General features: G+C 72.5%; 8 protein-coding genes. 7 read left to right on the top strand and 1 reads right to left on the bottom strand.

Features of this window, described 5'->3' with window-relative positions; all coding sequences use genetic code 11:
• Positions 1–1,825 (top strand): AAA family ATPase (locus tag HUX53_RS29465; RefSeq protein WP_176406486.1); only part of this gene is annotated, 1,825 nt, incomplete at its 5' end.
• A 10-nt stretch (positions 1,826–1,835) separates the two neighbouring features.
• On the opposite strand, the gene HUX53_RS29460 is transcribed toward HUX53_RS29465, so the two are convergent.
• The gene (locus HUX53_RS29460; protein WP_176406485.1) at positions 1,836–3,818 is read right to left on the bottom strand and encodes an ABC transporter ATP-binding protein; all 1,983 of its coding nucleotides are present in this window, start codon (positions 3,816–3,818) and stop codon (positions 1,836–1,838) included.
• 156 nt (positions 3,819–3,974) lie between these two features.
• Between HUX53_RS29460 and HUX53_RS29455 the strand changes: the two genes are divergently transcribed.
• The 6 genes from HUX53_RS29455 to HUX53_RS29430 all read left to right on the top strand — a co-directional run.
• Positions 3,975–5,069 carry an LCP family protein gene (locus HUX53_RS29455; RefSeq protein ID WP_176406484.1) on the top strand — a complete coding sequence of 365 codons (1,095 nt, stop codon included), beginning with the start codon at positions 3,975–3,977 and terminating at the stop codon, positions 5,067–5,069.
• A 37-nt stretch (positions 5,070–5,106) separates the two neighbouring features.
• On the top strand, positions 5,107–5,400 hold the full coding sequence (locus HUX53_RS29450; RefSeq protein ID WP_176406483.1) for a hypothetical protein: 294 nt from the start codon (positions 5,107–5,109) through the stop codon (positions 5,398–5,400).
• Between the two features lie 85 nt (positions 5,401–5,485).
• Complete coding sequence (locus tag HUX53_RS29445; RefSeq protein WP_176406482.1) at positions 5,486–5,644, top strand: hypothetical protein; 159 nt, start codon at positions 5,486–5,488, stop codon at positions 5,642–5,644.
• Positions 5,645–5,815: 171 nt separating this feature from the next.
• Positions 5,816–5,971 (top strand): hypothetical protein, encoded by a 156-nt coding sequence (locus HUX53_RS29440; RefSeq protein ID WP_176406481.1) that lies wholly within the window; start codon positions 5,816–5,818, stop codon positions 5,969–5,971.
• Between the two features lie 114 nt (positions 5,972–6,085).
• Positions 6,086–6,574: a glutathione peroxidase gene (locus HUX53_RS29435; RefSeq protein WP_176406480.1), complete on the top strand. Its 489-nt coding sequence runs from the start codon at positions 6,086–6,088 to the stop codon at positions 6,572–6,574.
• Between the two features lie 93 nt (positions 6,575–6,667).
• Positions 6,668–7,456 (top strand): oxidoreductase (locus HUX53_RS29430; protein WP_176406479.1); only part of this gene is annotated, 789 nt, incomplete at its 3' end.

Genomic DNA, 7,456 nt, shown 5'->3' with positions numbered 1-7,456 from the left:
CCCCGCAGCTGCGGACCTGCGCGGCGCCCGGCTGGCCGAGCACATGGCGGGCGAGGCCGTCGCCGCCGCCCGCGCCCGCGACGGCGACGCCCTGGAGGTCACGGACGCCGACCTGCCGCAGCGCCTCATCGCCGGCCGTCCCGCCGACAGCGACCCGCTCGCCGAGCTGGCCGCCTGCATCGGCATCGACTCCGTCAAGCGCGAGGTCGACGCCCTGATCGCCGAGGCCAAGGCCGCGCGGCTGCGCCGCGAGGCGGGCATGACCGCGCGGACGCGGACCCGGCACCTGGTCTTCACCGGCAGCTCCGGCACGGGCAAGGGCAAGATCGCGCGGATCCTGGGCCGGATCTACGCCGACCTCGGCGTGCTGTCGTCCGGCCACCTGGTCGAGGTGGAGCGCGCCGACCTGCTCGGCGAGTACGCCAGCGAGAGCGTGCTGCGGGTGCGGCGGGCGGTCGAGCAGGCGCACGGCGGCGTCCTGCTCGTGCGGGACGCGCACGCCCTGGTGTCGGTGTCGGCGGACGCCGCGCGCGGCCGCGAGGTGCTGGACGTCCTGCTGACCAGCGTCCAGGCGCACACCGAGGACCTCGTCGTCGTGCTGACCGGCCCGCACGCGGAGATGAACGGGCTGCTGAAGGCGCATCCCGACCTGGCCGAGTCCTTCCCGCGCACGATCGGCTTCCCCGACCTCACCGACGACGAGCTGGTGCGGGTGTTCGAGGCCAAGGCCGCCGGCTCGGGGTTCGCGCTGGCCCCCGGCGTGCTGGACAAGGTCCGCGCGCTGGTCGAGGCGGCACCGCGCGAACGCGGGCCGGGCAACGTCCGGATCATGACGAACCTGCTCGACCGGGCGGTGTCGATGCAGGGCCGCCGCGTCCTCGCCGACGGGATCGTGGACGAGACCGAGTCCCTCGACGTCATCCTGCTGGAGGACGTCCCGGGCACCCTCACCCGGGGCCGCGACGACGTCCCCGGCGACCCGCTCGCCGAGGTGGAGCGGCTGATCGGGCTGGCCGACATCAAGCGGGAGGTGGCCGCGCTGGTCGCCGAGGTCCGCGCCGAGCAGCTGCGCCGCGACGCCAAGGTGTCCCCGGCGCCCCCGGCCCGGCACATGGTGTTCATGGGCAGCCCGGGCACGGCCAAGACGACGATCGCGCGGCTGATCGCCGCCGTGTTCGCCCGGCTCGGCCTGCTGTCGTCCGGGCACCTGGTGGAGGTCACCCGCGCCGACCTCGTCGCCGAGTTCGTCGGGCAGACCGCGCCGCGGGTGCGGGGCGCGGTCGAGCGCGCCCTCGGCGGCGTCCTGTTCGTGGACGAGGCGTACGCGCTGATGTCCGCGGGCGGCGACCGGCGCGACTTCGGCCACGAGGCGGTCGCCGAGCTGCTGCGGCTGATGGAGGAGCACCGCGGCGACCTGGTCGTGATCGTCGCCGGCTACGACGCCGAGATGGAGCGGTTCCTGGACGCCAACCCCGGGCTGAAGTCCCGCTTCCCCAAGCGGCTGCGCTTCCCCGACTACACCGACGACGAGCTCGTCACGATCTTCGAGTTCATGGCGGCGGAGGCCGGGTTCGCGCTCGCCCCCGGCGTGCTGGAGGCGCTGCGCGACCGCGTCGCCGCGCACCCGCGCGGCCCCTCGTTCGGCAACGCGCGGCTCGTCCGCAACCTGCTGGAGGCGGCGATCTCCCGGCAGGCGCAGCGCATCACCGCGGGGGACGACGAGGGCCGCGAGGTCGACGCGGCGGAGGTGGTGCTGCTGCGCCCCGCGGACCTCCCCGACGCCCCGCCCCGGGAGGACGACGGCGGCTACGGCCTCTACTTCTAGCCCGCCCCCATTAGCCGGCCGCCGCTTGCGGGCCCTCGGCCGCGTAGGCGGCGGCCTGCAGGGAGTACAGGTCGGCGTAGAGGCCGCCGCGCGCCATCAGCGCCGCGTGGTCGCCCTCCTCGATGACCTCACCGCGCTCCAGCACATAGATCCGGTCGGCGTACCGGACGCTGGCGAGCCGGTGGGTGATGAGCAGTACGGTTCGGCCGTCGGCGTGGGTGCGGATCCGCTCGAACAGCTGGTGCTCGGCCCGCGCGTCCAGGGCGGCGGTCGGCTCGTCGCAGATCAGCAGCGGCGCGTCCCGGAAGAAGCCGCGCGCCACCGCGAGCCGCTGCCACTGGCCGCCGGACAGGTCGGCGCCGCCCTTGAAACGGCGGTCCAGCAGCGTCCCGTAGCCGCGGGCCAGCTCCGCGACGACCTCGTCGGCGCCGGACGCGCGGGCGGCGGCGAGCATCGCCGGGTCTTCGCCGTCCCCGGCATGGTCGGCGCCGCGCCCCATCGTGATGTTCTGCCGGGCGGTCATCGGCCAGTGCGTGTACTCCTGCGCGATGACGGCGATGCGCTCCCACACGTCCTGCGGCGGGACGGCGGACAGCGGCACGTCGTCCCAGCGCACCTCGCCGGCGTCCGGGTCGTACAGGCCCGCCATGATCTTGGCGAGGGTCGTCTTCCCGGACCCGTTCTCGCCGACGAGCGCGACGACCTCGCCCTTGCGCAGGTCCAGCGAGACGCCGTGCAGGGACGGTGTGTCCGCGCCCGGATAGGTGAACACGACGTCCCGGACGCGGATGCGCGCGAAGTCGTCCGGCAGCCGCCCGCGCTCCTGCGCCGCGGCCAGCGCGCGGCGCGGGATCCGCTTCTCGGCGGCGTCGCAGAAGCCCAGGTAGTCCCCGAAGTACAGTCCCTCCTCGTAGCACTGGTTGACCGCGAACACCAGGTTCGCCAGCGACGACTGGCCCGACCGGATCGCCAGCACCGCCGTGCCCGCCACCGCCAGCGGCACCGCGCCCTTCCACAGCATGACCCCGAGCGTGATGTAGACGAGCGCCGTGGCGACGCCCTTCAGCATGTCGCCGGTGACCCGCGCTATCGTCTGCCGGCGCGCCAGGTCCAGCTCGACGCTCCGCTGGTGGGCGGCCGACCGGTCGTACTGGTCCAGCAGGAACTTGCGCATGGTGAACGAGCGCACCTCGGCGGCGTGCTTCCGCTCCACCATCAGGTCCGACAGGATCCACTTGCGCCGCGCGACCTCGACCAGCGACAGCATCGTCAGGTAGCGCATCCGGGCGCTGCGCACGGCCGCCCACCCCTCCGGGACGGCGGTCAGCAGGAGCAGCGGCAGCAGCAGCGGATGCAGCACGCCGAGCGTCCCGGCCGCCGCCACCATGCCCACCAGCCCGGTGAGGACGTCCACCGCCTGCTGGACGACCCGCGGCGCCGACATCATGCCCCGGACCTGCGCGCGCTGCAGCTCGTCCAGGAAGTCGGAGTCGTCGAGCGCGGCCAGGTGCACGGCGGTCGTCGCCTCGTACAGCCGCAGCTCGGCGAGCCGCTGGACCTGCGGGTCCAGCCGCGACTGCGACCAGCCCGCGGCCGCCTGCAGCGCGGCCCGCAGCGCCACCGCGCCCGCGACCAGCGCCAGCGACGGCAGCGCGTCCCGGACCCGGGACGGCGTCGGCGCCGCGCTGAACAGCGCGGCGAGCACGCCGGTCGTCGCCAGCAGCCAGAACGCCGTGAAGATCCCCGCGACGAGGTTGAGGGAGATCGTCGCGATCGTGTCGACCCGGCTCGCCCGCCACGCCAGCCCCGCGGCCTGCGCGATCACCGCCGGCAGCCGCCGCGCGACGGTGCCGAGGCCCGTCTCCGCCAGCTCCCTGTCCTTCTCGTGCCACCGGTGCGCGGTCAGCTCCGGAAGCTCGGGCCCGGCCTTCTCCCGCCGCCCGCCGCCGCCACGGCGGCGCGTCCACCTCGAAGAACGCCGTCGTCCACCCATGCGCCACCCTCCCTGCGTACTCCCGCCAGGGGGCAGTGTGCGCCGTAAGGGGGACGGTGTCCGCTTCATGTGTCACATAACGCGGTGATTTGTTCGGACGGACAATCATGCGCGGGATGGACGCGCGGGACCCTCCGCGTTGTCTAAGGTCTACGCATGAACGACCGCCGGGCCCACCAGCACGCCGCCTACGGGCGCGACCCGTACGACCCGTACGACGACCCGTACGCGGGCGACCAGCTCGCCGGGGCGCGCTACGACCAGGGCGGCCCGCGCGGCGGGGCACCGGTCCGGCGCCGCCGCCGGCGCCGCTGGCCGCGGGTGCTCGGCGCGATCGTCGTCGTGCTGCTGCTGATCATCGTGGGCGGGTACTTCTACCTGGACTCGCGGCTGAAGCGGGAGTCGGTGCTGGTCGACTACCCCGGCCGGGTCGCCGACACGCCGGGGACGAACTGGCTGATCGTCGGGTCCGACAGCCGGGAAGGCCTGACGAAGGCCGACCAGAAGCGGCTCGCCACCGGGTTCGCGGGCGGCCGCCGCACCGACTCGATGATGCTGCTGCACTACGGCTCCGGCGGGACGTCCCTCATCAGCCTGCCGCGCGACTCCTACGTCCCGATCCGGGGGCACGGGTCGAACAAGCTGAACGCGGCGTTCTCCTTCGGCGGCCCCAAGCTGCTCGTGGAGACCGTGGAGAAGACCACCGGCATCCACATCGACCACTACGCCGAGATCGGCTTCGGCGGCTTCGTGGGCGTCGTGGACGCCGTCGGCGGCGTCGACATCTGCGTCAAGGACGACATCAAGGACCCCAAGGCGGGCCTGAACCTCAAGGCCGGCTGCCAGACGCTGGACGGCGGCCAGGCGCTCGGCTACGTCCGCACCCGGAAGTACGCCCGCGCCGACCTCGAACGCGTCGAGCACCAGCGGCAGTTCTTCGCCGCGCTGATGAAGAAGGCGACGAGCCCCGGCACGATGTTCAACCCGTTCCGCAGCGTCCCGCTGGCGATGAACGCCACCAGCAACTTCCTCGTGGACGAGAACGACCACCTGTACGACCTGGTCCGCATGATGTGGGCGATGAAGGGCGTGAGCGGCGGCAGCGGCGTGACGACGACCGTCCCGATCGGCGGCAGCGGCAGCTCGGCGGCGGCCGGGTCCTACATCACGTGGGACAAGGCCAAGGCGTCCAAGCTGTTCGGCGCGCTCAAGCAGGACCAGCCGATCCCGCAGGACGTCATCACCAAGTGACGCGGTTGAGCGCCGCCCGCGTGGTTACAGTCGGATCATGTCGGATGTGACGCCGAACGCCGCGGAACTGGACGGGCTGCCGTCCAAGGAGCTGTACGAGCGCGCGATGGACCTCGCCAAGGAGCGGCGGGACGTCGGCTTCCTGTGGGAGCTGCTGCGCGCGATCCCGGCCGCCGCGGCGGCCACCGGTGAGGTCGACCGCGCCGAGTTCAACCTGTTCCACGGCCTGTCGCTGCTGGAGGAGTTCACGCACGCGGGGGAGGGGGAGGTCGGGGAGGCGCTCAGGCCGATGTACATCGCGTACATCACCGAGCACTCCAACGGGACCTGACCCTCTCTTTGCCCGGTCTTGATCTCCGTTCGGCCACCCCTGGGAAACACTCTGCGTAGGCAAGCGACCGCAGAGGGTGGTTGAAGTGAACAAGAAGCATATGAAGATCGCCGCCATCGCCTTCGTGGCGTGGTACGTCATCAGCAAGCCCGACGGGGCGGCGAGTCTGGTCAACAACGCCCTGAGCGGGCTCGGCAACGCGGCGGAGTCGTTGTCGCAGTTCATGAGCGCGATCCCGACCTGACGGACGGCTCCCAGGCCCCGTACCCCCGGCGGTGCGGGGCTTCTTCGCGCCCGGGGCACCAAGCGGTGGCGCGCGCGTCACAGTAAAATCGCGCTTTGCGGGCAGACGCGGCTGGGCACAATTGGATCGGGTCAATTGTGTCGCGCGCTACAAACCAGGGACGGCGTACGGATGAAGAAGAACCTCCGCTATGTGGCGATCGCGTTCGTCATCTTCTACTTGCTGAGCTCACCGACGGACGCGGCGGGAGTGGTCAACAACGCCTTCGACCAGCTGGGCGCGGCGGGCAACCAGCTCGCCGCCTTCGTGAACGCCTTGGGCAGCTGACCGCCCCCGCCGGGTGATACCGGCGGGCGCACCGGGCCGGCGGCGCGGGTCCCCCCGTCCAGCGCCGGCGGTCCGCTCACCGCGGACTGCGGCCGATCTCCTAGGATCGGCCTCATGTCTGTCTTCGACGTAGAGATCGACGGTCTGCGGGGCGGCTCCGCGGACCTCGCGCAGTACCAGGGCAAGGCCGTGCTCGTCGTCAACGTCGCCTCCAAGTGCGGCCTGACGCCGCAGTACTCCGGTCTGGAGCGGCTGCAGGAGCGGTTCGCGGGGCGCGGCTTCACCGTCCTCGGCGTCCCCTGCAACCAGTTCATGGGCCAGGAGCCCGGCACCGCCGACGAGATCGCCGAGTTCTGCTCGGCGACGTACGGCGTCACGTTCCCGATGACCGAGAAGGTCGAGGTCAACGGCGACGGCCGCCACCCGCTCTACCAGGGCCTCGTCGGCGTACCGGACGCCGAGGGCTACACCGGCGACATCCGGTGGAACTTCGAGAAGTTCCTGGTCGGCCCGGACGGCGCCGTCGCGGCCCGGTTCGCCCCGCAGGCCGAACCGGAGTCCACCGAGGTCACCGACGCCATCGAGAAGAACCTCCCGGCCTGACCCGCAGCCGCGCCCTCCGCTGTGAATCGCGCCACACCGGAGGGCGTTGCGCTCTATTCGATGCCCCGTCTACTTTTGAGCCCGGAGGTGCCCATGCGCGGCTGGACGGCGAACGACATCCCTGACCTGCGCGGCCGACGGGCGGTCGTCACCGGGGCCAACAGCGGCATCGGCTACCACACCGCCCTCCAGCTCGCGCGGCACGGCGCGGCCGTCGTGCTGGGCTGCCGCAGCGCCGAACGCGGCCAGGCCGCCTTCGACCGGATCAAGACCGCCGCGCCGGACGCCGACCTCACCCTCGGCACCCTGGACCTCGCCGACCTGTCCTCCGTCCGGACGTTCGCGGCCCGGCACGGCGACGACCCCGTCGACATCCTCGTCAACAACGCGGGCGTCATGGCCATCCCGCACCGCTCCACCGCCGACGGCTTCGAGATGCAGTTCGGCACCAACCACCTCGGCCACTTCGCCCTAACCGGCCTCCTCCTGCCCGCCCTCCGCGCCGCGTCCGCCCGCGTGGTCACCGTGACCTCAGGCTTCGCCTGGACGGGCCGCCTGAACTTCGACGACCTGCAGAGCGAGCGCCGCTACCGCAAGTGGGCCGCCTACAGCCAGGCCAAACTCGCGAACCTGATCTTCGCCAAGGAACTGGACCGCCGCGTCCCCGAACTGACCAGCGTCGCCGCCCACCCCGGCTACGCCGCCACGAACCTCCAGCAGACCGGCCCCAAGATGCAGGGCAACACCTTCATGGAGAAGGCCACCGGCATCGGCAACACGGTGGTGGCCCAGTCCGCCGCCGCCGGCGCCCTCCCCTCCCTCTACGCCGCCACGGCCGACGTGGAAGGCGGCGCCTGCTACGGCCCCCGCCTCCTCCAATAC

The organism is Actinomadura sp. BRA 177, assembly GCF_013372625.1.
In the GTDB taxonomy this organism is placed as follows: domain Bacteria; phylum Actinomycetota; class Actinomycetes; order Streptosporangiales; family Streptosporangiaceae; genus Spirillospora.
This window is presented reverse-complemented; position numbering and strand designations above follow the sequence as displayed.

Coding starts and splice junctions, on each gene's coding strand:
- HUX53_RS29460 (WP_176406485.1), bottom strand. CDS start 3,818: ATGGGTGGACGACGGCGTTCTTCGAGGTGGACGCGCCGCCGTGGCGGC.
- HUX53_RS29455 (WP_176406484.1), top strand. CDS start 3,975: ATGAACGACCGCCGGGCCCACCAGCACGCCGCCTACGGGCGCGACCCG.
- HUX53_RS29450 (WP_176406483.1), top strand. CDS start 5,107: ATGTCGGATGTGACGCCGAACGCCGCGGAACTGGACGGGCTGCCGTCC.
- HUX53_RS29440 (WP_176406481.1), top strand. CDS start 5,816: ATGAAGAAGAACCTCCGCTATGTGGCGATCGCGTTCGTCATCTTCTAC.
- HUX53_RS29435 (WP_176406480.1), top strand. CDS start 6,086: ATGTCTGTCTTCGACGTAGAGATCGACGGTCTGCGGGGCGGCTCCGCG.